Raw genomic sequence first — 23,157 nt, forward strand, 5'->3', positions numbered from 1 at the left:
TAGTACTTTGCATCTTTTTTTTGTAGTCTTTGAAATGGGCTTTTTTTCATTGAATAATATTATATTTTCAAATATAATAGATAACAATGGAAGAAGGTTATAAACATGAGAAATTATGATTATCAAACAATTGAAAAGAAATGGCAAAAGCATTGGTTAGATTTAAAACTATTTAAGACTAAAAACGATCGTTTTCATCCTAAATACTATGTTTTAGATATGTTCCCATATCCGTCTTCTTCTGGATTACATGTTGGACACGTTGAAGGTTATTCAGCTACTGATATTGTTTCTAGATTTAAAAGAATGCAAGGGTACAATGTATTTTCACCAATGGGGTGGGATGCTTTTGGTTTACCTGCAGAACAATATGCATTAGCAACCGGCAAAGATCCAAAATCATTTACTTATCAAAATATTAAAAACTTTAAAAGACAAATTATTGAAATGGGTAAAGGTGTTGACTGGGATAAAGAACTTGCAACATCAGACCCTGAATACTATAAATGGACTCAATGGATTTTTAAAAAGCTTTATGAAAGAGGCTTAGCAGTATTAAAAGATGTTGAGGTTAACTGGTGTGAAGGTTTAGGTACCGTACTTGCTAACGATGAAATTGAAATTATCGATGGACAAATGGTTTCTGAACGTGGACATTTCCCAGTTATTAAAAAACCTATGCGTCAATGGGTATTAAGAATTACTGAGTATGCTGAAAGATTACTACAAGATTTAGAATTAGTTGATTGGCCAGAAAACTTAAAAGAAATGCAAAGAAACTGGATTGGTAAATCATCTGGTGCAATGATTGACTTTGAAGTTGCTGGTAGTGATGCTAAATTTAGAATCTTTACAACTCGCCCTGATACATTATATGGAGCAACTTATGCTGTTTTATCACCTGAACATCCACTAGTTCTTGAAATCACAACTGAAGATGAATTAGATTCAGTTAAGAAATATATTCAAACAACTAAGATGAAGTCAGAACTTGATAGAATTTCTGATAAGACTAAGACCGGTGTCTTTACAGGTGCTTATGCAAAACATCCAATTACGGGTAAATTACTACCAATTTGGATTGCTGACTATGTCCTTGTAAACTATGGAACAGGTGCTGTGATGGCAGTTCCAGCACATGATTCAAGAGATTATGATTTCGCAATGAAGTATGGTCTTGAAATTATTGAAGTTATTAAAGGTGGTACTGAAGGTGCATATGAAGGCGATGGCATTCATATTCATTCAGGTATCTTAGATGGCTTAAATAATGAAGAAGCTAAAGCGAAGATGATTGATTATCTTGAAAAACGTGGCATTGGTTTTGGACATCATAACTATAAATTAAGAGATTGGGTATTCTCTCGTCAAAGATATTGGGGTGAACCATTCCCTGTTTATTATGACCAAGAAGGGAATATTCATTTAGTTCCAGATGAAGAATTACCACTAGAACTTCCATATCTTGAATATATCAAACCATCAGGTACTGGTGAGTCACCACTTGCTAATGCAACCGATTGGGTAAACTTTACTAAGAACGGTAAACAATATAGAAGAGATACCAATACTATGCCACAACTTGCTGGTTCAAGCTGGTATTACATTGGTTACTTATTAAAATCAAATCTTGGTTACATTCCGCTAGATTCAGCTGAAGCTAAAGAAGTGCTAGATCAATTCTTACCAGTTGACTTATATGTTGGTGGTACAGAACATGCAGTTGGTCACTTATTATATGCTCGTTTCTGGCATAAAGTATTCTATGATTTAGGCTTTGTTTCTAGCAAAGAACCATTCAAAAAGTTAGTTAATCAAGGTATGATCTTAGGTGAAGACCACTCTAAGATGAGTAAATCTAAAGGTAATACAAAATCACCAGATGATATTTTCTTATCACATGGTGCAGATACACTCCGTGTATTTGAAATGTTTATGGGACCACTTGAAGCTGAAAAACCTTGGAGTGATGATGGTTTAGACGGTTCTAAGAGATTCTTAGAACGTGTTTGGAGAATGTTTGATTTTGAAATAACAAATGATAATGTTAAAGAACTTGAAGTGATTTACCATCAAACTGTTAAGAAAGTAACAGATGATTATGAGAAATTAGCATTTAATACGGCAATTGCTCAAATGATGATCTTTGTTAATGAAGTTTTTAAGGTTCAAAAGATTGGTAAAAATCAAGCAAGAGGATTCTTAAAACTGCTTAATCCAATCGCACCTCATATCACAGAAGAATTAAACCAAGAAGTACTTAACCATCATGAGGAATTAATTTATTCTGAATGGCCAACTTATGATGAGGCACATTTAGTTGTAAACGAAGTTGAAGTGGTTGTACAAGTCAATGGTAAACTTCGCGCGAAGATGCAAGTATCTCGTGATCTTCCAGAAGTTGATGTTAAAAAGATGGCATTTGAACATGAAAATGTTTTAAAACATCTAGAAGGATTAACAGTTGTTAAAACAATTGTCATTCCAAACAAAATTGTAAATATTGTAGCTAAATAATCAACATGGGGATAACATTTAGTTGTCCCCATGATTCTTTTTTAAAGTATAATGTATTTAGTAAATAAATAAATAAACTCAAGATAAAGGTAAATTCATATGAAAAAAATAACTATCAAATACGATCTCATGCAAACCTTTTATTATATCTATATCATTGAACTCATAATTTTGATTATGATTCCTCTATTCACGTCATACTTTATTGAATATTTAGAAGTGTTAAAGTATACGATTTTAGGTATTGCAATACTAGCGGTTATTTTTCCAATTACTGCATGTATCATTGCTTACTTTATTAAAAAACAAACTGTCGTGTTTACAGAATCTCTAATTGATGTTAAATCAAAAGAAAAACCAATTGAATTACCACTTGATAAGATTGCTAAAATGACTTATGTACCTAACATTTGGTATAAATTACCATTTATTGCATATTACGATGGTGGGATTTTAGAAATAACTCATAAAAACGGGAAAAAATATAAAATTAGAGTCTTTAAAAGAACACTTAAAAAACTAATTAAAGAACTCGGATATCAGGTTGAAATTTTAACTGGAAAGATCAATATTAAGAAATCATTTAAGGATGAATAAAAGAGGTTATCATATGATAATCTTTTTTTATGCAACTTAATTTGAGAAATTTGCATGTTATTTTCAAAATGTTGAATATCAAAATATCTTCTTGTATGATGTAAGTGGTTTAAGTTCAATTGCTCCTAACATTTAAAAACTTTAACCAACATATAAAGGGGAAACATGCACATGAAGATTAAGGACATTCTACGTTACGATTTCCATTATGCTGAATTTGTGGTAACTGACGGTAAGCATGACTTAGTCTTGATGTGTCACAATGTACCGCATTATGGGGAATTAATACCTGCCATTGGTACAGGAATCAAAAGTTTATCAGTCTTAAACTATCAAAAAGAGTTTGAACTAAAAAAGATAGAAGATAAAGATAAGCAAAAATACGCCATCTTAAAAGGTGAAACCTTTTATGAGTATATATTAAGAGGTAAAGTCATCGATCCAATTCTCGCTCTCGTAATGATTGAAGGATTTCTTGTGAGTCTTAAAAATCATTTTGAATTGGGGCTACCAAAATCATTTAAAATCAATGATTTCGTTGAATTTACCGCAGACAGATTGGACGCCTCTCTAATCTAGTCGTACAACAAAAAAAACGAAGCACCTAGTACTTCCAAAAGTATATATAAGGTGCTTCGTTTTTTGTTTCGTGCATGAATTTTATGACACGGTATTTAATTTCATTTTTATCTAGGAATGATTGAACTGCAACGGATTCTTTTAATCCTTCTAGGTGACCTGGGTATGCGACAACTAAGATAAAGCCTTTAGCATTTTTATGAAGCTTTTCTAATGTTTCAATCGTCGTATGTGTCATGGTAGTCAATTGTTTATTACCACCAGGCAGATAACCTAAATTAAAGACAACACCATCATATGTTTGAACATACTTTAAAATGTTTTCATGTGAATCATGAATATATGTAATATTGTTGAAGTTCTTGGTTAATTCTTTAGTATTTTTAATCGCAACTTCTTGAATATCAAAGGCATAGACTTGTTTAGAGTTTTCAGCAAGGAATAAAGTATCATATCCATTACCGGCAGTAGCATCAATCATAATTGAATCTTTAGTTATATTTTCTAGTATCAGTTTATGCGCAAGATCAGTTATTTTTATATTTTTCACAGTAATCACCTTGATATAAATTGAGTCTTCTCATTTTCTTATCAATTTCGTTTGTTACAGTGAATTTCTTTCTTGTCCAATCTGGGGCAATTAACATTTCATCTGGAGCATCACCAGTTAGGCGATGTACAATGATATCTTTTCTTAACCATAATAATTGTTCAACCGTGATATCAACGTATTCTTCTTTAGTTAGAAGATGCCAAGGGTTCTTTAAGTATTGATAACCCATCTTAGTTTTTTCCATGACATGGAGCATATGGATTTTAATACCTTGAATAGGTAATGTGTTTAAATGTTTAACGGTCTCTAGCATCATTTCATTGGTTTCACCAGGTAGACCGTTAATGATATGAACAACCACATCTAAATTCTTTTCCCTTAAACGATATACTGCATCATCAAAGGTTGGTAGGTCATGTGCTCGATTAATCAAATCACTAGTTACTTGGTGAATAGTTTGAAGACCTAATTCAACTTGAATTGGAATTCTTTTATTGAGTTCACCAAGATAATCAACGACATCTTGTGGTAGTGAGTCTGGTCTTGTACCAATTGAAATCATGACAATGTTTGGATCTAGGCTAGCAGCTTCTTCATAAATCTCTTTTAGTTTAGGTAGTGGTGCATGCGTATTTGTATTTGCTTGAAAATATGCAACATAATATCCATCTGACCATTTTTTATGCATTTGTTCCTTGATTTTTTCAAATTGAACAGGTAATGGATCGTGTTTATCACCAGCAAAATCTCCAGAACCCATCCATGAACAAAAAGTACATCCACCAGATGCCACTGTACCATCAATATTTGGGCATGTAAAACCTGCATTTAAAGCAATTTTAAACACCTTTTTATTGAATTTTTGACGATAGTAATTGTTTAGAGTATTATAATGTTTTTCTGCAGTAATTAAGTCCATATTTTCACCAGTTATTATTTTACCATATCATGTATGATATGTATTCATTTGAAGTTTTTATGGAATAATTTGAAAAATTAAGTGAATAATGAAAGTAGTTTTCAAGGATTTTAAACTTACTTCGAGCACTGATACATGTTATAATAACCATACAAGGAGTGACAAGATGTATCTAAGATTTAGAAGCGCACTTTTACAACCTAAAATGATACCTCATTTCATTAAAGATTCCTGGCTTAAGGTTTGGAGTTACTTTTTTTTATTGATGATTGTCTTAATGATTCCGTTTGTTATTACAATTGTGCCAGTTAATGGATTAAGAGGTGATGAGATCTTAGCAATAGAAGAAAACTTCAGTAGTCGATTTTTTGGTCCTTATGAAATTGAAAATGGGAAACTTTTGATTGAAGCTCATAACTTAACGGATGAAAAATATCTGAGTATCGACAATTATACAATTAGATTGATTGGTCGACCTTTAAATTCTGATGTTCGTAATTTTGAATATATCTTTTTAGAAGAAGGCATTAGATTCACTCTTTTAGGTAGAGAGTATGGATATTATCCATATGAAGAACTAGGATTACAAAACTTTACTTTTAACGATTATTCAAACAAGAATATTGAAACATTTGTAAAAGCAATTAATTACATTAGAAAAGACAATGATTTTGAAATTAAATCATTCCAACTTTCACTTTATTTTGGAGCAGGTGTTGCTCAAACCTTATTTTTTATATTGTTAACTGCGTTATTAACAAGAACACAGTTAACATTTAAAAACAGATTTAAATTAATTATGTACGCATCAACAATCTATGTCATTTGTGTAACCTTCGGTTTACTATTTGGTCTTAATTTCTTATCATGGATTGGGATGTTATTACTGATTATTTATAGCCAAATTGCATTATCACAATTTGTTGTTAACTAGAGGGTATTATGCCAAATTTATTTGAAACATTTATTAATCAAGCACAACTGAATATTCACCCACTTTCAACAGCAAAACTTCTGGGAGTAACTGCTAAAAAGTCTAATAGATCATTACATTTTTTAGTTGAGTTTGATGAATTAATGACACCTCCACAAATGAGTCTTTTTATTAATCAACTTCAAACATTCTTTTTAAAACCTAATGTTGTTGGATATATTGATTATCAATTTAGATTTAAAACAGCAGATCTTTCGACTAACTATAAAGGGTATTATGACATGATTGTGCATAAAGCTGCTGAATCATTTTCACCGATTCAAATATTTAAAACATTGAATGTTGAATTTGTAAATAATACATACTATGTGATTGTTGAAAAAGATGGTGTGGTTGTTAAAAAATATTTCCCTGAACTAAAGAGAGTATTTTCAAAACACGGATTAGGTGTTTCTTTTGAGATTAAAATCAATGAACAATTAGAAACAGTTGAAGAACAAGTAGCCAGAAGAATTGAAGAGGAACAAGAAAACTTAAAATCATTGGCACAAAACCAAAGTGAAATTGTTTTAGCGGAAAAAACAAGTTTTACGAATAAACACTCACCGCTTGCCGTTCCAATTAGTGAAATCCCATCAACTCAATATTTACTTGATAAATATAAAAACGAAAAAGGTGATGCGAACTTCCTTATTGAAGGGGAAGTCTTTAAAACTGAATTTAGAGCTTTAAAGAATACCAACCTTTTAACATTCTCTATTTCTGATGAACAAGATGCAATCACAGTTAAACGATTTGTCAGAAGCGATAAAGATATCGCACTGGCTAAAGCGATTAAAGTTGGCGATATTGTTCAAGTTTCAGGTGAAGCTCAATTTGATACTTTCCAAAAAGAGATTATTTTAATGGCTAAAGCTTTATATCAAATCGAGCGTCCAAAGAAACAAGAAAGAATGGATAAATCTAAAGAGAAGCGTGTTGAATTTAGTATTCACACTAAAGCTTCACCGATGGATGCTGTAACTGACATCAAAGATTATGTTGCAACGCTTGAAAAATGGGGTCATGAGGCTTTTGCTATTACCGATAAAAATGGTGTTTATGCCTTCCCTGATGTAGTTAAAGCAGTTAAAGGTAAAAAGATTAAACCGATTTTTGGTGTCGAACTTGAATACATTGATGAAGAACAATTCAAGATTGCTTGGGACTATCATGAAGACTTTAATTTAAAAGAAGCAACTTACGTTGTATTTGATATTGAAACCACAGGTCTGTCTGTGGTTCGTGACAAGATTATTGAAATTGCAGCTTATAAGGTCGTTGGTGGAATCATCGGTGAACGTTTTGAAGTGTTAGTTAATCCGGAAGAAAAATTATCGGCATTTACAACATCTTTAACAAATATCACAGATGAAATGTTAGAAGGTAAAGACACCATTGAAAAAGTCTTACCAGAATTCATGGAATTTATTAAGGGTTCAGTCCTTGTTGCTCATAATGCTTCATTTGATGTGAACTTTATTATTGAAAAAGCTAAACAATTAGGAATTAATCATGAAGATTTCGCAGTTATTGATACATTAAACCTTGCAAGATATTTCTATAACCATAAGAACAAGACTGAAAATCATGCAAGATTTTATGCAACAGATTCTGGTAATATTCCTGATTTAAAACGATTTAATTTAAAAGCGGTAACTAAGTTCTTTAAAGTTAATTTAGAAGCACACCATAGAGCTATTTATGATGCTTATGCAACAGCAGAAATTTTCTTAGCAATGCTTCAAAATTTTTATAAAGAAGAAATCATGACTTATTATGAAATTGATGCCTCAATCGAACCTGATAAGGTATGGCCACATCCATTTGGATATACTGCGACAGTGATTGCTCAAAACCAAGTGGGTTATAAAAATCTCTTTAAAATCGTATCAGATGCATTAACTGAACATTTTAGTGATGGTCCAAGACTCGTTAAATCGGTATTTAATAAATACAGAAATGGTGTTTTAATTGGTTCATCAAGTGAAACTGGCGAAGTATTTGAAGCTGCATTAAATAAGAATGATGATGAATTACGTCGTGCAATTTCATTCTATGACTATGTTGAAGTACATCCAATTCCAGCCTATAAGCATTTAGAAAAGGGATTAGGTGATTTTGGTAAAGAAATTATTCAATCCATTGTAAAACGAATCGTTGATACAGCAAAAGAATTGAATAAAACAGTCATTGCGACTTCAAATGCACATTACTTAAATCCAGAAGATAAAAAATACCGTGAAATTTATATTCATACAAAATCAGTTGGTGGTGGATTACATCCATTAGCAAACTATGATGTTTCGCCTGACCAACATTTATTAACAACACAAGAAATGCTTGATGCATTTAGTTTCTTAGATAATGATACAGCTTATGAAATTGTTGTTACTAACACAAGAAAATTAGCTGATTCAATTGAACAAATTCAAGCATTCCCTAAAGATTTATATTCAATTCAAGATGATGCATTCAAAGATACATTAGGCATTGAATCGATTGCAGAAGAAGTTAAATGCTTAGTTTACAACAAAGCCCATGAACTTTATGGATCAACGATTCATCCCTATGTAAATCAAAGAATTGAACGCGAACTAAAAAATATCATTGATAACAAATTCGCACCAATTTATTATATTTCACATTTACTTGTTAAGAAGTCACTTGATGATGGTTACTTAGTTGGTTCTCGTGGTTCGGTTGGTTCCTCACTGGTTGCAACCTTAATGGAAATTACTGAAGTAAATCCTCTAAAACCGCACTACAGATGTAAAAATGGTGATTATTCAGTCTTTAAGATGAGTGATGAGGAAATTATCGAACAAGGTGTATCCGCGATTGATGAACCATACATTGAAGCATTAAAACATGTTAAATCTGGTTATGACCTTCCTGATATGAACTGTCCGCATTGTCAAGCTAAACTGCATAAGGATGGACACGATATTCCGTTTGAAACATTCTTAGGTTTTGATGGAGATAAAGTGCCGGATATAGACTTAAACTTTTCAGGTGACTATCAAGCTAAAGCCCATGAATACGTAAGAGAATTGATTGGAGAAAATTACTCATTTAGAGCTGGAACCCTTCAAACAGTTGCTGAAAGAAATGCGTTTGGTTATGTTAGAGGTTATTTAGAAGACCAAGGATTAACTAAACGAAGTGCATATATTGAATGGTTAGCTAAAGGTATTGAAGGCGTTAAGCGTTCAACTGGTCAGCACCCAGGTGGGATTGTTGTCGTACCTAAAGATAAAACTATTTATGATGTTACACCAATTCAATATCCAGCAGATGATATAAATGCTGCATGGAAAACAACACACTTTGATTATCACTCGTTTGAAGATAACTTATTAAAACTAGATATTCTAGGACATGATGACCCAACCATGATTAAATTCTTAATGGATTATGTCTATGAACATCCAGGTGAGTTCCCGTTTAATAGAGCACAAGATATTCCTGTTGATGATCCAAAGATTTATGAACTCTTCCAAGGTACTAAAGTATTAGGCTTTGAAGATAAAGAAGTTTATGGAGAAGTTGCAAGTTATGCAATCCCTGAATTTGGGACAGGTTTTACAAGACAAATGTTATTTGATACCAAACCATCAAGTTTTGCAGGGTTAGTTAAGATTTCTGGCTTATCCCACGGAACGGATGTTTGGTTAAAGAACTCACAAGACTTAGTCCTTGGAACCACTCAATATGGCAAGATTTCATTTGATGATGTGATTGGTTGTCGTGATGATATTATGGTCGAACTCATTGGTTATGGTTTAGAACCATTAAAAGCCTTTGAGATTATGGAATTCGTAAGAAAAGGTAAACCATCAGCCAACCCAGCTAAATGGGCCGAATATGAAGTTGTTATGCGTGCGCATAATGTACCAGAATGGTATATTTGGAGTGCCTCACAAATTAAGTATATGTTCCCTAAAGCACACGCGACTGCCTATGTCATTATGGCAATGCGAATTGCATGGTTTAAGGTTTATAAACCGCTATTATTCTATAGTGGATTCTTCTCAAAACGAGCTGTTCAATTTGACCATGACACAATGGTTGCAGGTTACAATGCAATTAGAAATAAAATTATTAAGATGGAAAATTCAACCGATCTTAAAGCCAAAGATGAAGACGTTTTAGTCACATTATATATCGCACTTGAAATGACAAGAAGAGGGTTCAAATTCTTACCCGTGGATATTAATAAGAGTGAAGCAAGCGAATTTGTTATGGAAAAAGATGGTCTTAGAATGCCATTCATATCAATTGATGGGCTTGGATTACAAGCAGCAATTGATACTGTGGAGAATAGAAAAAAGAAGCCATTTACATCCAAAGAAGACGTTCAAAGACGTACAAAACTTAATAAAACTGTATTCGAAAGACTTGAATCAATTAATGCTTTTGGTGATTTAAAAGAGACCTCTGGTGAAATTGAAAGCGGTTTATTCGCTGCTTTTATATAAATATCTTTATTTTCACATTATTAAATGCACCAAAGCGCAATAACTTTTTTATGTTGTATAATAGCGTTAGTGAATACAAGAGGTGATTTCAAATGCAAAGCTCAAATCCAATTTTCTCTAGTCTTAGCAAAAATGGATATGCAACTGATAAAGTAGCAACCAAAGCTGGGATTTCAACAAAAACATTTATTTTATTAGCAATTACAGTAATTTCTGGATTCCTTTCAATATATATTCCAGTAAATGTATTAGAACCATTATTAATTGTTTCTGGGATTATTGCATTTATTGCAGTAATAGTATCAATGTTTAAACCTAAATTATCTATGCTTGCAGGTATTGTATATAGTGTGAGTGAAGGTATACTTTATGGTATCGTTACTTATTATCTAAACCAATTTTTCCCTGGTGTTGGTGCAACTGCAATGATGGGTACAGCTGTGGTATTCGTTGTGATGTTAGTTTTATATAACACAGGATTATTAAGAGGTTCAGCATTATTAAGAAAGATTGTTATTGGATCACTTATTTCAATGTTAGTTGGGACATTAGTTGTATCAATTATGTCATTAACTAATCCGGTATTTTTGGTTGAACTTGCAAATAACTTTGGTCTTGCATTATTTATTTCAATTTTCTCAGTTGTGTTAGGTGCATTTATGTTAACACTTGACTTTAACAGAGCTGACCAAGTGATTGCAATGGGTCTTGGAAAAGAGTATGAATGGGCAGCTGCTTTAGGCTTCATGATTACTTTAATCTATATTTACATTAATATCTTAAGATTATTAGTTGTTCTACAAAGAAATAGATAGTATAATAAAGTAAATCGTTGATGTAACAGTAGTAAATTAAAAAGCGCAATTAGAAGCGAGCATGGATTTGGTGAAAGCATGCATGTAGCGTTAGTTGAATTCGGTTACTGAGTGGATAGGTAAAATCTATCTCGGATAATCCCGTTAAAGATAATTAAGTGGCGTAGAGTTATGACTTTACGAACTAAGGTGGTACCGCGATTAAAACTCGTCCTTAGAGTAGAAATACTTTAAGGACTTTTTATTTTTATTAAGAAAGAAGAGAGGTTAAATCATGAAAGAAAAAATTGAAAGCCTAGTAAGCCAATTAGAGGTTGAAATTAAAAGTGCAGAGACACTTGATCAAGTGGAAGCACTACGTGTTAAATACTTAGGTAAAAGTGGTGAATTAACTCAAATGATGCCACTAATTAAAACATTGCCAAATGAAGAAAAACCTACTTTTGGTAAATGGATTAATGATGCTAAAGTGGCAATGGAAGCGTTAATTACTAACTTTAAGAATGTTATTCTAACTAAAGAATTAGACAAAAAACTAAGTGAAGAATCTATTGATGTCACACTTCCAGGTTATAAGTTTAAAACAGGTGGTGTGCATATCTTAAACCAAGTCATTGAAGACTTAGAAGATTATTTCATTGGACAAGGATTTAATGTTGCAGAAGGCCCTGAACTTGAACAAGATTTATATAACTTTGAAATGATGAATCTTGCAGAAGGACATCCTGCTCGTGAAATGCACGACTCATTTTATGTGACTGAAAAAGAATTATTAAGAACACATACATCACCAGTTCAAGCACGTTTTATGTTACAAGCACAAGGTAAGGAGATTGCTATTATCTCACCAGGTAAAACATATCGTCGTGACCCAGATGATGCAACTCACTCACACCAATTTATGCAATGTGAAGGCTTAGTGGTTGGTAAAGATATTAGCTTTGCTAATTTAAAAGCTGTTCTTTTAGGTATGGCTCGTCATCTGTTTGGACCAGAAAGAGAGATTAGACTGCGTCCTTCATACTTCCCATTTACTGAACCTTCAGTTGAAGTCGATGTGATGTTTACTAAAAAAGATGGTTCAAAACGTTGGATTGAAGTTTTAGGTGCTGGTATGGTTCACCCAAATGTTTTAAGAATGGGTGGTTATAATCCAGATGTTATGAATGGTTTTGCATTCGGTATTGGTATAGAAAGAATCGCAATCCTAAAATACGGAATTGATGACATCAGACATTTTTATACCAATGATGTTAGATTCTTAAACCAATTTTAAGGGGAACAAATCATGAACATTTTAGAAAATATATTAAAGCAATTTATTGATTTACCAGAAAATTTATCAGAAGTTACAAATAAAAGAATTATTGAAGTTGATGATTATCTGCCAATAAACTCTGCAACTAACTTAGTGGTTGGTCATGTTTTAACATGTATTGACCATCCAAACTCAGACCACTTACACATTACAACTGTTAATGTAGGTGACGAAGTTTTACAAATTGTCTGTGGTGCACCTAATGTTGCAGCAGGGCAATACGTGATTGTATCTAAAATTGGTGCAGTCCTACCAGGTGATTTCCAAATTAAAAAGGGAATGGTGCGTGGGGTTGAATCAAATGGTATGATTTGTTCATTAAAAGAATTAGGTTTTGATGAAAAACATATCCCAGAAAAATATCAATCAGGCATTTTTGTTTTTGAAGATGAAGTTACACCAGGCCAAAGTGCACTGGCTGCACTTGGACTTGATGGTAACAAATTAGTCTTAGGCATGACTGCGAATCGTGGAGATTTACTATCTCATTTAGGTTTTGCACATGATTTAGGGGCAATGCTAAACTTACCAGTTTACATCCCACAAACAACATATACACCAGTGCATAAACACGAACATTTACACGTAGAAATTAAAAATGACACTTGTTACGATTACAATGCAGCGGTTTTAGAAGTTAAGATTAAAGAATCACCATGGTGGTTAAAAAATGCTTTAATTCAATCAGATATCAGACCAATTAATAATGTTGTTGATATTACAAACTACATTTTAATTACCTATGGCACACCACTTCATGCATTCGATTTTAACAAGGTTAACTCTGATAAGATCGTTGTAAGAAATGCCAAAGATGGTGAAAAAGTTGTTACACTTGATGAAATTGAAAGAACTTTAGTTGATACAGATATTGTTATTACAGATGGTAAAAACCCAATTGCACTTGGTGGTGTGATGGGACTTGCTAATTCAGCAATTGATGAAAATACAACTAAGATTATTTTAGAAGCAGCACTTTTTGCACCTAGTGCAATCCAAAAAACAACACGTCGTTTAGGTTTAAGAAGTGATTCATCACTTCGTTATGAACGCGGTGTTGAAAGAGAACGTGTGATGCTTGGTATGGAACAAGCAATCCAACTTTTAGTTGATTTAGCAGATGCAGAAGTTTATGAAGGTATGGATGATGCACATATAGATGCACCAGAAAATCCAATTATTAAATTAAATGTTCCTAAAATCAATCGTGAATTAGGCTTAAACCTAACTAAAGAAGAAATCATTTCATTACTAGAAAGATTAAACTATTCAATCGAAGATGGTAATGAATTACTTGTTCAAGCACCAGGTTATCGTTTTGATATCAATATTCATGCTGATGTTGTTGAAGAAATTGCCCGTGTTTATGGATATGATGAAATTCCATTAACGCCATTACCAGTTACAAATAAAGGCGGCTTAACAGTTGCACAAAAGAACTTAAGAAAATTAAGACACACACTTGCTGAAATAGGTTTAAATGAAGTGATTAACTATAGTTTAATTGATCAAAAATCAATTGAAGCATTCCCTAAATTTGGAGAAGTAACTGGCGTTTTAACACCAATGAGTGAAGATCGTAAATATTTACGTCAATCATTATTAGGTGGATTACTTCAAAATATTTCATATCATGGAAAACGTCAAATTGAAAATATTTTTGTCTTTGAAATGGGTCATGTGTTTGCTAAAAATGATGAAAGAAATCATGTCGGTGTTGCACTTTCTGGTAAATTCCAAGAATTATCATTTACTAAATCATCATTAGCAGTTGATTTCTTTGTCTTAAAAGGATTATTAGATAAAGTATTATCAAGATTTGGATTAGTGCCTGAGTTAAAGAAAAATGCTGAGATTTCAGGATTCCATCCTGGTATTGCAGCAGATATCTTAGTTGATGGACAAAAAGTTGGTGTGATTGGAAAAATCCATCCAAGTGTTGCTAAAGACTATGATTTAGAAGATGTCTTTGCCTTTGAATTTGATTTATCATTGATTTCAAAAGTAAATGAAAAATTATCTTATGAAACAGTATCGAGATTCCCATCAATTACGCGTGATATTTCGTTTGTAATTTCAAAAGAATATGCAGTCGGTGATGTCTTAAAATTAATTAAACAAACTGCTAGAAAACTCATTACTGATGTTGAATTATTTGACGTCTACCAAGGTAAAAACGTTGAAGATGGACATCAATCTTTAGCAGTTTCAATCACTTTCAATAATAAAGAAAAGACTTTAGAGACTGAAGAAGTTGAAAAAGCATTAAAATCAATTAAGAACAGATTAGGCTTTGAATTTAAAGTGAAAATGAGGGATTAAGAGCGATATGCTCTTTTTCTTTAGAAAAATAAAAGACTTTCTTGTATAATTAAGAATGAAGGTATGATGATATGAACTTAATTTATGATTTGACTTATGATGAACTAGAAGAGTTTATCGTTAAAAACGGATTTCCTAAATTCCGTGCAGGCCAAGTGTGGCATTGGATTTACAAACAGAAGATTGATTTCTTCAATCAAATGAATAACGTTCCAAAAGAATTAGTTGATTTAATGACTAATAATTTTACTTTTGACACAATGGAACTTGTTATTAAAAATGTATCAGATGATGGTACAATCAAATTCTTATATGACTTACATGATGCTAATTTAATTGAAACAGTTTTAATGAAACACAATTATGGAATGTCTGCTTGTGTGACAACTCAAGTGGGTTGTAATATTGGATGTTCATTCTGTGCTTCAGGTATTTTAAAGAAACAAAGAGATTTATCAGCTGGGGAAATTGTTGGTCAAATTATTAAGACTGAAAAAGACTCAGGTGTTAGAATTTCTAGTATTGTAATTATGGGAATTGGTGAACCGTTTGATAACTGGAAGAACTTAATTAAATTCTTCCAAATTGTTAACCATCCAAAAGGTTTAGCGATTGGTGCAAGACACATCACTGTATCAACATCAGGTTTAGTACCTAAGATTAAAGAATTTGCTCATTTAGGTATTCAAGTGAACTTAGCTGTTTCACTACATGCCCCAAATAATGAAATTCGTTCTAAATTAATGAAGATCAATGACAGATTCCATGTTGAAGAAGTTATTGATGCAATCAAATATTATATTAACGTAACTAACCGTCGTGTAACGATTGAGTATATTATGATTCAAGAAGTTAATGACTCAGTAGAGACAGCAAAAGAATTAGCTGCATTACTAAAAGGTATGAATGTTTATGTTAACTTAATCCCATACAATAAAGTTAAAGAAGCTCCATGGGAACGTTCAACACTTGAACGTCGTGAAGCCTTCTTTAAGATTCTAAAAGATAATAAGATTACTGCAGTACTTCGTCGTGAACAAGGGCATGATATCAATGCTGCATGTGGACAATTAAGAAGTCAACATCTATAATAAGGAGATTTGTTTGAAACAAGCATTAGTTACTAAATTAATCGGTGGATTATACACGTTTAAAGATTTAGAAACAGGTGAATCCTATGAAGGCTATGCCCGTGGTAAATTTAGAAAAGTAAGAGTTGAAAAAGACTCAAGCTTTAATAAAAATGCCACTAAAAAGACTAAAAAAGATGTTAAAGACATCGTTTTAAGTCCTAAAGTCGGAGATATCGTTTCATATGAGTTTTCAACACAATACATGATTACAGAAATCATGGAACGTAGAAACGAACTTCAAAGACCGGATGTTGCCAATGTTGATCAGGTTTTATTGGTTTTTTCAGCAATTAGACCAGATTTTAGTTTCAACCTTTTGGATAAATTCTTGGTTATCCTAGAACATCACAATTTAACACCTATTATTGTGGTATCAAAAATTGATTTAATTGATCAAGAAACTTTATTAAAACTTAAAGCAGATCTCAAGTTTTATGAGCCTTTTTATGACATTCACTATGTGAATAGTAAAGCTAGAATCGGTTTTGATGTCTTAGAGACAATTTTCAAAGATAAAATTACTGTATTAGCAGGTCAAACCGGAGTCGGTAAATCAACTTTAATGAATGCATTAATTCCAGAACTTTCGTTAAAGACCCAAGAAATTTCAGATGCACTTGGTCGTGGTAAACATACAACTAGACATTCTGAAATTTACGCTTTTGGTGGTGGATATATAGCAGATACTCCAGGTTTTTCTAAAATCGAGTTTGAATCCCATGATTATCAATTAGTTAAAGACTACTTCATAGATTTTAGGGAAGTTGAACATAGTTGTAAATTCGGAAGTAACTGTTATCATATAAGTGAACCAAACTGTCAAGTAAAACTTGATGTTAAAGAGGGAAAAATCTTAAAATCTCGATATGAAAGTTATCTTTCTTTCATCGAGGAATTAAAAACAAGAAAAGAAAAATATTAGGGGGTTTCAAAATGAAAGTTGCACCATCGATCTTGACTGCGAATTTCATTCGTTTAGAAGATGAGTTAAAGTCTGTAGAAAATGATGCAGATTATATTCACGTAGATATTATGGATGGACATTTTGTCAATAATATCTCATTTGGACCAATGATTGCAGGACAAATTGGTAACTTAACTAAGTTACCGATGGACATCCATTTAATGGTTGAATATCCATTAGAGTGGATCGACAAAGTGAATTTTCCAACGACTGAATTTATTACTGTGCATGCTGAATGCCATCGTTTCGCAGAAAGTTTAAAGAGAATTAAATATTTAGGTAAAAAAGCTGGATTATGTATTAAACCTTCAACTGGAGTTGATTACATTCTTCCATACCTTGATAAAGTAGATTTAGTGCTTGTTATGGGTGTTGAACCTGGTTATGGTGGACAAATGTTCATCCAAGGTCAACTAAAGAAAATTGAAGAATTAGCACGTATTAAAGCTGAAAATGGTTATACATACGAAATTGAAGTTGATGGTGGTATAAATGCAACCACTGCGCGTCAAGTTGCCGAAGCTGGTGCAACAATTGTTGTTGCGGGCACTTATATCTTTAACTTTGAAAATAGAAAAGAACGAATTGATTCATTAAAATAATGAAAGCATATATCGTAACCTATCCATTTATTAATAATTTGAATATTTTACGCCAAAAAAACGAAGAAGATTACATCATCGCAGTGGATGATGCAGTCTTTTTTCTCATTGGGGAAAAAATAAAATTCGATTATGCTATTGGTGATTTTGATTCAAATAATTCATTATCTTATGTCAAATCATTTAAAAATGTGATTATTTTACCTGAGGAAAAGGATCAAACAGATACTGAGGCAGCCATTGAGTTAGCAGCTAAACTAAAGGTTAAGGAAACTGTTTTACTAGGTGGTATAGGTGGTGAACGTATTGAGCATACACTAGCTAATATTACCTTAATAAAAAAGTATCCTAATTTAAGGATACTTAATGATCAGTCAGAAATATTTAGTTTAAGTGAAGGTAATCATACAGTTAAATTTGATGGATATGTGAATATTTTTGCTGAGGAGAATTCCACAATTTCACTTGAAGGATTCAAATATCCTTTAAAAGATTATCATTTAAAACCTGAACAAGTTATTGGTATTTCTAATGAAATAACTGCTAATTTTGGTCAAATTGCAGTGAAAAAAGGCCGAATTTTAGTCATATTAACGATTTTAGATAATAAAAAAAGGCAAAATACGCCTTAGTTTATTTAATCAAATGTAATTAATTATGCACGCTCTAAGCTAAGTTTCTTTAATGCTTTAGCAGAAACTTTAACTTTTTTTACATTCCCGTTTTCATCTTTAATTCTAACTGTTTGTAAGTTAGCTTTCCAAGTACGACGAGTTGCATTTAAAGCGTGGCTACGTTTATTACCAAATGATGTAGTTTTACCAGTTACATAGCATCTAGCCATAGTATCACTCCTTTTACGCCTTACTTATCTTAACATATATATCTTTAAATTGCAACAACTAACAGTTAAAAAAAATCAAAACTATATACCATAGGTATAAGACATATAAAGTATATGACTTTACTTATGTAAATCTGTGTTATAATTAAGATAATCATATAGTGTATTGCATTATTGCTTTTATTTTACATTAGTGATATACTAGTTGACGTCGAATTATCTTCGCAATAATTCGAATTTAAAATTAAATACAATTAACTCAATTTAATCATGGCTAAAATTCGTTTTCGAGAGAACGAATCGGAGGAAAATTATGTCTAATAAAAAGGTTAGTGGTGAACTATTTAAAAAGATGGTCACCAACGGGGCTATCCACTTAAAGAATAATCATAAGGAAGTGGATCACCTTAACGTGTTTCCGGTACCAGATGGTGATACGGGAACAAACATGCAGATGACCATGATGGCGGGTATTAAAGAAGTCACTGCGTTAAACTCAAATTCTATTGTTGATGTTAGTAAAATTCTATCCAGAGGATTATTAATGGGAGCTCGTGGAAACTCAGGAGTTATTCTTTCTCAGTTCTTCCGCGGTGTATACTCTGAAATTTCTAAAATTAATAACGGTTCAGTTACAATCAAAGAATTTATCCAAGCTTTAGTGGGCGGATATCAAATGGCATATAGAGCAGTTATGGATCCTGTAGAAGGGACTATTTTAACTGTGGTCAGAGAATCTGCTGAGCGTGTTCTTCAAGAACAAAAGAACTTAACATCTATTGAAGATGTTTTAAAAGTTTATCTAACACAAGCTAAAGAAACTCTAAATAAGACACCTGAACTATTACCAGTATTAAAAGAAGCTGGTGTTGTTGACTCTGGTGGAGCTGGATTTATTAAAATCATCGAAGGTATGATGATGGCCCTTGAAGGTCAAATTCTTGCTGAAGAAGAAAAATCTTTCAACCCGCAAGTAAAACATGAAGAATATATTGGTGCAAACGCACTTGGTGAAATTGATATTAAGTTCGGTTATTGCACTGAATTCATTGTCCAATTATTTAATTGGGAATCATTTGATGTGAACAATGTTCGTAGACCATTAGAACAAATGGGTGATTCGTTAGTTGTTGTAACAGATGAAGATCTATTAAAGGTACACGTACACACAAACGAACCTGGTGTTGCATTAACACTTGCACAAAAGTTTGGTGAACTTAAAACCGTTAAGATTGAAAACATGAGATCACAACATTCAAATATCACTGGACAAGATCATTCACACGATCATGACCATTCTCATGAAGCTAAACCTGAAACAGTAGAAGTTAAAAAACCACGTGCTAAATATGGTCTAATTGCTGTTGCTCAAGGTGAAGGTACTAAAGAAGCTCTTAAAGAGCTTGGTGTTGACTATATCGTTGATGGTGGTCAAACAATGAACCCACCAACAGAAGATTTCATTAAAGCAATCGAAAAGGTCAATGCTGAAAATGTAATTATCTTACCAAATAACTCAAATATTATCTTAACTGCTGAACAAGCTGCTAAGTTAACTGAAGGCTATAATGTATCAGTATTAAAGACTAAGACTGTTGCTCAGGGCTATGCTTCATTAATTCAATTTGATCCAACCATTACTTTAGAAGAAAATACTGAAACAATGCAAAGTGTTGTAGACAATTTAAAATCTGGTGAAGTAACTTACGCTGTTCGTGATACAGAAATGCATGGTGTTAAAGTTGAAGCTGGTGATTATATTGGTATTTCTAAGAGTAAGATCATCTTATCTACTAAAGATAGATTAGAAACAATTAAAGGTTTATTAAAGACTCTAGTAAGTGATGATTCTGAAATTGTTACAATCTTCTATGGTGCAGCTGTTGAAGAAGCAGAACTTGAAGAAGTTGTTGCTTATGTATCAGAGTTAAATGAAGATTGTGAAGTTGAAGCAATCAATGGTAAACAAGATATTTATTCATATATCTTAGCAGTAGAATAAAAACACATTTAAAATTGTGGCACATTGTCGTGCCACTTTTTTGTTTTATAACTTTCTTTGACTTAGGTTTTCAATAATAGTATTATTGATACTGGAAAACGAGGGTTACTTATGAAAATACTAACAACAATCCATTCTTTAGATAATATAGAGTCATTTTTTAGTCTTGCAGATGGATTTATTTTAGGTGATGGTCGCTTTGCAAAAACCATTACACATGATTTTAAGGATGAGATAGTCGTTGCAATTGATACGATATTTCAAGCTAAGAAGGAAGTATTTGTTCTATTTAACAAACTATTTACAGATTTTGAAATTGAAGTTGTTAAATCATACGTAAAGTCATTACCAGTTGAAAAAATAACTGGTTTTATTGGTGCTGATTTAGGTCTACTTTATATGTTCAAAGAGTTAGGCTTAGAATCTAAGTTCGTTTATAATCCAGAAACACTACTCACTAATGATGAAGATTTTAATGATCTTGCAACTTACCATATTAAAGGAGCATATGTATCAAGAGAAATCACTTTAAATGATGTTTTAGAGATTGGATCATTAAAAAAATATCAATTATTTATGTTTGGTCATGGACATATGGCGATGTTTTATTCAAAACGTCCATTGTTAACATCTTTTAATAGTTATCAAAAAAAGGATGATAATTTATCATTTAATAAAACATTAAGACTAAAAGAAAAGAAAAGAGTCAATGAAGAATACCCGGTATATCAAGATTATGCTGGAACCCATGTTTTTAGAGGACATATCTTCCATACTTACCCATATATAAATGAATTAAGTAAGGTTGTTGATTATCTAGTTATCGATACGTTCTTAAAAGATGATGCATATGGCTTAGATATTATCGCTTTATATAAAGGCTTAAAAACAATTGATGAAATCAATCTTAAATACCAAGAAACATATCTTGATGCTTTCTTAACAAATGAAGTAACGATTAAAGGTGAAGAAAATGATTGAATTATTAGCACCGGCAGGTAATTTAGAAAAATTAAAAACAGCCATTATTTATGGAGCAGATGCAGTCTTTATTGGTGGTAAACACTTTAGTTTACGTGCCAATGCTTCAAACTTTGATGAAAATGATTTAATTGAAGGTTGTAAGTTTGCTCATGAACGTGGAAAAAAAGTATATGTTACAACAAACGTTATTCCACATCAAAAAGATAAAGAAGGTTTAATTGAATACTTAAAAGTATTAGAAAGAGCTAAAGTTGATGCCATCATTGCTGCAAGTCCATTAATTATTAATACAGCACTAGAACACACTTCTTTAGAAGTGCATGTATCAACTCAGCAATCAGCGATGAATATTAATACAGTTAATTATTTTCATCAAAAAGGTGCAACAAGAGTGGTACTTGCACGTGACCTAGACTTAAAAGAAATTGAACATATTGTAACAAATGTCGATGCTGAAATTGAAGTCTTTATTCATGGTGGTATGTGTGCTGGTTACTCAGGACGTTGTGCTCTATCAAATCATTTAACTAATAGAGATGCAAACCGCGGTGGTTGTGCGCATACATGTCGTTGGTTCTTTGACTTAGAAAAAGATGGAATTAAGGATACTGATGTACCATTTAGTCTAGGGTCAAAAGATTTAGCTGCAGTACGTGAAATTCCAAAATTAATTGATATGGGTGTTGCTTCATTAAAAATTGAAGGACGTATGAAATCTCAACACTATATTGCAACTGTTGTTAATACATACCGCAGACTCATTGATGAGTATCAACAAACAGGCATGGTTGCTGATTTTGAAAAATATGAGAATGAACTAAAATTAGCAGAAAACAGAGAAACTTCACATGGGTTCTTCTATGGTTTACCAACTGAAGAGCAACAGTTATTTGAACGTCGTAGTGAACGTGTGATGCAAAACTTTGTTGGACTTGTAGTTGATTATGATAAAGAAACAAAACTTGCAACAATTGAAACTAAAAATGTATTCAGGTTAGAAACATTAGAAGTTTTATCACCTAACTTTGAATCAAGATCATTTGAAAATACAATTATGTATTCAATGGAAGGTGAGCCAATGGATCGTGCCTTTCGTGCGAACCAATTAATCAAATTAATGATTCCGTTTGAAGTAAAACCTTACGACATGTTAAGAGCATCAAGAACTTAACAAATAAAAAAACTAAAATATTGATTTTTAGCTCATTAAATGTTATTATTTAAGGGCTGAAGATGGACGGGTGGCGGAATTGGTATACGCGTAACGTTGAGGTCGTTATGGGAGTTTCCCGTGTGGGTTCAAGTCCCATCTCGTTCACCATTAGATTTATAATCAATATTTAATTTGAATCCAGAATAAAAAATGCACTTGATTAGGTGCATTTTTTATTTTTTTGTTAAGATTATGATGTTTTAATTAAAGTTATTAAAGATGCTCTCAAAGTAGTCTTTAATAGAAGTAAACTCATTGGTTTTGGTAATAAAGAGATTGAAGTATTAGAAAAATATAATAATGAAATGAGTAGATAACTAAAAAAAGGTTAGCGAGTAATT

The 23,157-nt window shown here is 32.1% G+C and carries 18 protein-coding genes, 1 tRNA gene and 1 other annotated feature; of the genes, 16 read left to right on the forward strand and 3 right to left on the reverse strand.

Features of this window, described 5'->3' with window-relative positions; genetic code table 11:
* Positions 1-105: 105 nt before the first annotated feature.
* From leuS to PG914_RS05865, 3 genes are all read left to right on the forward strand, one after another.
* The gene (gene leuS / locus PG914_RS05855) at positions 106-2,517 is read left to right on the forward strand and encodes a leucine--tRNA ligase (protein ID WP_488822779.1); all 2,412 of its coding nucleotides are present in this window, start codon (positions 106-108) and stop codon (positions 2,515-2,517) included.
* A gap of 99 nt (positions 2,518-2,616) precedes the next feature.
* On the forward strand, positions 2,617-3,114 hold the full coding sequence (locus PG914_RS05860) for a hypothetical protein (protein ID WP_488822780.1): 498 nt from the start codon (positions 2,617-2,619) through the stop codon (positions 3,112-3,114).
* Positions 3,115-3,285: 171 nt separating this feature from the next.
* The gene (locus tag PG914_RS05865) at positions 3,286-3,693 is read left to right on the forward strand and encodes a hypothetical protein (RefSeq protein ID WP_488822781.1); all 408 of its coding nucleotides are present in this window, start codon (positions 3,286-3,288) and stop codon (positions 3,691-3,693) included.
* A 25-nt stretch (positions 3,694-3,718) separates the two neighbouring features.
* Here PG914_RS05865 and mnmM read toward each other — a convergent pair whose 3' ends face one another.
* Positions 3,719-4,243: a tRNA 5-(aminomethyl)-2-thiouridylate-methyltransferase MnmM gene (gene mnmM, locus PG914_RS05870; RefSeq protein ID WP_488822782.1), complete on the reverse strand. Its 525-nt coding sequence runs from the start codon at positions 4,241-4,243 to the stop codon at positions 3,719-3,721.
* A complete protein-coding gene (gene mnmL, locus PG914_RS05875; protein WP_488822783.1) occupies positions 4,221-5,165 on the reverse strand; it encodes a tRNA modification radical SAM protein MnmL/YtqA in 945 nt (314 codons plus the stop codon). Before mnmL ends, mnmM begins: the two co-directional genes overlap by 23 nt.
* A 166-nt stretch (positions 5,166-5,331) precedes the next feature.
* Here mnmL and PG914_RS05880 point away from each other — a divergent pair, with 166 nt between their 5' ends.
* The 9 genes from PG914_RS05880 to PG914_RS05920 all read left to right on the forward strand — a co-directional run bounded on the left by PG914_RS05880 (position 5,332) and on the right by PG914_RS05920 (position 18,405).
* Positions 5,332-6,099, forward strand: a complete 768-nt coding sequence (locus tag PG914_RS05880; protein WP_488822784.1) for a DUF1189 family protein — start codon at positions 5,332-5,334, stop codon at positions 6,097-6,099.
* Positions 6,100-6,107: 8 nt separating this feature from the next.
* Positions 6,108-10,619: a PolC-type DNA polymerase III gene (locus PG914_RS05885; RefSeq protein ID WP_488822785.1), complete on the forward strand. Its 4,512-nt coding sequence runs from the start codon at positions 6,108-6,110 to the stop codon at positions 10,617-10,619.
* Positions 10,620-10,711: 92 nt separating this feature from the next.
* Positions 10,712-11,434 carry a Bax inhibitor-1/YccA family protein gene (locus PG914_RS05890; RefSeq protein WP_488822786.1) on the forward strand — a complete coding sequence of 241 codons (723 nt, stop codon included), beginning with the start codon at positions 10,712-10,714 and terminating at the stop codon, positions 11,432-11,434.
* A gap of 8 nt (positions 11,435-11,442) precedes the next feature.
* Positions 11,443-11,653, forward strand: a binding site (T-box leader).
* Positions 11,654-11,708: 55 nt separating this feature from the next.
* On the forward strand, positions 11,709-12,710 hold the full coding sequence (gene pheS, locus PG914_RS05895; protein WP_488822787.1) for a phenylalanine--tRNA ligase subunit alpha: 1,002 nt from the start codon (positions 11,709-11,711) through the stop codon (positions 12,708-12,710).
* A 12-nt stretch (positions 12,711-12,722) separates the two neighbouring features.
* Positions 12,723-15,074, forward strand: a complete 2,352-nt coding sequence (gene pheT / locus PG914_RS05900) for a phenylalanine--tRNA ligase subunit beta (protein ID WP_488822788.1) — start codon at positions 12,723-12,725, stop codon at positions 15,072-15,074.
* Positions 15,075-15,145: 71 nt separating this feature from the next.
* A complete protein-coding gene (gene rlmN / locus PG914_RS05905; RefSeq protein WP_488822789.1) occupies positions 15,146-16,165 on the forward strand; it encodes a dual-specificity RNA methyltransferase RlmN in 1,020 nt (339 codons plus the stop codon).
* 13 nt (positions 16,166-16,178) lie between these two features.
* Positions 16,179-17,129 (forward strand): ribosome small subunit-dependent GTPase A, encoded by a 951-nt coding sequence (rsgA, locus tag PG914_RS05910; RefSeq protein WP_488822790.1) that lies wholly within the window; start codon positions 16,179-16,181, stop codon positions 17,127-17,129.
* An 11-nt stretch (positions 17,130-17,140) separates the two neighbouring features.
* On the forward strand, positions 17,141-17,773 hold the full coding sequence (gene rpe / locus PG914_RS05915) for a ribulose-phosphate 3-epimerase (protein WP_488822791.1): 633 nt from the start codon (positions 17,141-17,143) through the stop codon (positions 17,771-17,773).
* Positions 17,773-18,405: a thiamine diphosphokinase gene (locus tag PG914_RS05920; RefSeq protein WP_488822792.1), complete on the forward strand. Its 633-nt coding sequence runs from the start codon at positions 17,773-17,775 to the stop codon at positions 18,403-18,405. The genes rpe and PG914_RS05920 overlap by 1 nt, the downstream gene beginning before the upstream one ends.
* Positions 18,406-18,428: 23 nt before the next feature.
* Here the strand turns inward: PG914_RS05920 and rpmB are convergent, their stop codons facing one another.
* Positions 18,429-18,617 carry a 50S ribosomal protein L28 gene (gene rpmB, locus PG914_RS05925; RefSeq protein ID WP_488822793.1) on the reverse strand — a complete coding sequence of 63 codons (189 nt, stop codon included), beginning with the start codon at positions 18,615-18,617 and terminating at the stop codon, positions 18,429-18,431.
* Positions 18,618-18,930: 313 nt separating this feature from the next.
* Between rpmB and PG914_RS05930 the strand changes: the two genes are divergently transcribed.
* The 4 genes from PG914_RS05930 (at position 18,931) to PG914_RS05945 (ending at position 22,924) form a co-directional block, all read left to right on the forward strand.
* Entirely contained in the window at positions 18,931-20,619 is a 1,689-nt protein-coding gene (locus tag PG914_RS05930) for a DAK2 domain-containing protein (protein ID WP_488822794.1), read from the forward strand.
* A gap of 111 nt (positions 20,620-20,730) precedes the next feature.
* Complete coding sequence (locus PG914_RS05935) at positions 20,731-21,600, forward strand: peptidase U32 family protein (RefSeq protein WP_488822795.1); 870 nt, start codon at positions 20,731-20,733, stop codon at positions 21,598-21,600.
* Entirely contained in the window at positions 21,593-22,774 is a 1,182-nt protein-coding gene (locus PG914_RS05940) for a peptidase U32 family protein (RefSeq protein WP_488822796.1), read from the forward strand. The genes PG914_RS05935 and PG914_RS05940 overlap by 8 nt, the downstream gene beginning before the upstream one ends.
* A gap of 64 nt (positions 22,775-22,838) precedes the next feature.
* Positions 22,839-22,924 (forward strand) — tRNA-Leu (locus PG914_RS05945).
* The last annotated feature ends 233 nt before the right edge of the window (positions 22,925-23,157 follow it).

This window comes from Acholeplasma sp. ORD1043 (assembly GCF_057808485.1).

Excerpts from the sequence above, each read along its gene's own strand:
- PG914_RS05865 (WP_488822781.1), top strand. The coding sequence starts at position 3,286 with ATGAAGATTAAGGACATTCTACGTTACGATTTCCATTATGCTGAATTT.
- PG914_RS05930 (WP_488822794.1), top strand. The coding sequence starts at position 18,931 with ATGTCTAATAAAAAGGTTAGTGGTGAACTATTTAAAAAGATGGTCACC.
- rlmN (WP_488822789.1), top strand. The coding sequence starts at position 15,146 with ATGAACTTAATTTATGATTTGACTTATGATGAACTAGAAGAGTTTATC.
- PG914_RS05860 (WP_488822780.1), top strand. The coding sequence starts at position 2,617 with ATGAAAAAAATAACTATCAAATACGATCTCATGCAAACCTTTTATTAT.
- rpe (WP_488822791.1), top strand. The coding sequence starts at position 17,141 with ATGAAAGTTGCACCATCGATCTTGACTGCGAATTTCATTCGTTTAGAA.
- leuS (WP_488822779.1), top strand. The coding sequence starts at position 106 with ATGAGAAATTATGATTATCAAACAATTGAAAAGAAATGGCAAAAGCAT.
- PG914_RS05885 (WP_488822785.1), top strand. The coding sequence starts at position 6,108 with ATGCCAAATTTATTTGAAACATTTATTAATCAAGCACAACTGAATATT.
- rpmB (WP_488822793.1), bottom strand. The coding sequence starts at position 18,617 with ATGGCTAGATGCTATGTAACTGGTAAAACTACATCATTTGGTAATAAA.
- mnmL (WP_488822783.1), bottom strand. The coding sequence starts at position 5,165 with ATGGACTTAATTACTGCAGAAAAACATTATAATACTCTAAACAATTAC.
- PG914_RS05880 (WP_488822784.1), top strand. The coding sequence starts at position 5,332 with ATGTATCTAAGATTTAGAAGCGCACTTTTACAACCTAAAATGATACCT.
- PG914_RS05920 (WP_488822792.1), top strand. The coding sequence starts at position 17,773 with ATGAAAGCATATATCGTAACCTATCCATTTATTAATAATTTGAATATT.
- PG914_RS05940 (WP_488822796.1), top strand. The coding sequence starts at position 21,593 with ATGATTGAATTATTAGCACCGGCAGGTAATTTAGAAAAATTAAAAACA.
- PG914_RS05935 (WP_488822795.1), top strand. The coding sequence starts at position 20,731 with ATGAAAATACTAACAACAATCCATTCTTTAGATAATATAGAGTCATTT.
- pheS (WP_488822787.1), top strand. The coding sequence starts at position 11,709 with ATGAAAGAAAAAATTGAAAGCCTAGTAAGCCAATTAGAGGTTGAAATT.
- pheT (WP_488822788.1), top strand. The coding sequence starts at position 12,723 with ATGAACATTTTAGAAAATATATTAAAGCAATTTATTGATTTACCAGAA.
- PG914_RS05890 (WP_488822786.1), top strand. The coding sequence starts at position 10,712 with ATGCAAAGCTCAAATCCAATTTTCTCTAGTCTTAGCAAAAATGGATAT.